At 45.5% G+C, this 1,453-nt stretch carries 3 protein-coding genes; 2 read left to right on the top strand and 1 reads right to left on the bottom strand.

Annotated elements, in window-relative coordinates; all coding sequences use genetic code 11:
• Window positions 1–91: 91 nt before the first annotated feature.
• Complete coding sequence (locus ACM0OZ_RS48785) at window positions 92–409, top strand: hypothetical protein (RefSeq protein WP_414590149.1); 318 nt, start codon at window positions 92–94, stop codon at window positions 407–409.
• 392 nt (window positions 410–801) lie between these two features.
• On the top strand, window positions 802–1,080 hold the full coding sequence (locus ACM0OZ_RS48780; protein WP_414590148.1) for a hypothetical protein: 279 nt from the start codon (window positions 802–804) through the stop codon (window positions 1,078–1,080).
• A 69-nt stretch (window positions 1,081–1,149) separates the two neighbouring features.
• On the opposite strand, the gene ACM0OZ_RS48775 is transcribed toward ACM0OZ_RS48780, so the two are convergent.
• Window positions 1,150–1,453 (bottom strand): hypothetical protein (locus ACM0OZ_RS48775; RefSeq protein ID WP_414590147.1); only part of this gene is annotated, 304 nt, incomplete at its 5' end.

The following is a 1,453-nucleotide window of genomic DNA, read 5'->3' as shown; positions in this document are numbered from 1 at the left end:
TACGGTTCTAACAGAGAGGGACGGGGGATAATACCCCCTCTCGACTCTACCCAAACTCCAACCTGGCGATGATTGGGATGAATTGATCGCGATGGGTAATACTGGCGACTTCTACGAACTGAAGCTTACCCCACACGGAATTACTTGTACTTGTCACGCTTACAGTGGGATTCAAAAGGCATTTGAACAAGACCCCACAGCGGCAAGATGCTTGATGAATAACTCTCAAATGCAGGGACAGACACCAGATAAACACGTTTTCGCAGTCTGGAAGTATCTTGGTGCAGAGAACCAACGGCAATATGAGTATCAATTCAATGAGCGGCGCGATCGCTTCCTAGAAGAAAGTAATCAAAGGCTTTGGCGCTTTGATGTCGAAGAACATGAGGAAGAGTTCCCAGAGTTTTAAAAGATTTTGAAGCGGGTAGAGTTCAGAGTCCGACCAAAGATTATGACCTACCCGCCACACCTACGCACAAATTACAATGCATGAGGCTTTTATAATGTATCATTTCCAAAGTGTCCGCGACACTACCCTACTGACTCAAAGAAATATTTATTTCATCAATGGGGCTTTCTACTCTTATTTATGGAAATCTGATAGTTGTAGGCATCCACAATATTATTTTCGTCCCTTGGCGGGACAAAGAAAAAGAGCCGATCTGAAGTTAAATCAAAGAAAAGTGTATAGCACAGTGCAAGACACAGGCATGAAAAGCGGAAAGTATACAACTATCGGAGAAAAAGCAATTCAATTGAGCTTGTTTTAAGTGAACTACCCACACTTCTCTTTGAGTAAGTGTGGGTAGTTCACGTTTGTCAAAACTGGAAAGATTAGGGCTTCTGCTGGATGGAAAGTTGAGAAAGTACAAGCGTGAAGCCCTATCTCCTTTTCCTCTAAGACGCTGTCCACCCGCCATCAACCTCAATAATTTGCCCTGTCACATAGCCGCATGTGGCATTTTAAAAATGCTGAAGAAGCCACCTCATCAAATTGACCTGCACGTCATCCCAATTTCTGACATTCCACAAAGATGCCCAAACGTTTACGGCTGCATGACTCATCAGTGGAAACGATAAATATAACTTTTTACTTCGATTGCGGAATTCAGAACAGATATTGTGTGGTGATAGGTAAATAGAACACTGTTAGACTCGGTAGTACATGGAGCCACTCACGGCAGGTACGATTGTGCGATGGCACAGAGTGCCCGCTTGAGAGCGATCGCGCACTGCCCTGCATGGCGATTGCGCTCTTCGCAGTGAAGGCGATCGCATGATTGTGCCAGTACCATTCGGGCGATTGCGCGAACGCTCGCGTGCGTGTCCCTTTGGGACGAGAGCGCAGTGCCAGAATGCAATCGCTTTTTCGAGCGAGGAAATTAGTAACAGTGTAGATGTAGGAGCCAGCAATAAGAAACGCTTCGACCAGCAATAAGGATCATTCTGAGCC

Source organism: Scytonema sp. PCC 10023 (assembly GCF_963920835.1).
Taxonomy (GTDB): Bacteria; Cyanobacteriota; Cyanobacteriia; order Cyanobacteriales; family Nostocaceae; genus Kalymmatonema.
Note: the sequence above shows the minus strand (reverse complement) of the source record. Positions and strands in the feature narration are given on the sequence as shown.

What these genes read in the sequence shown, in the direction of transcription:
- ACM0OZ_RS48785 (WP_414590149.1), top strand. Translation starts at nt 92, where the DNA reads ATGGGTAATACTGGCGACTTCTACGAACTGAAGCTTACCCCACACGGA.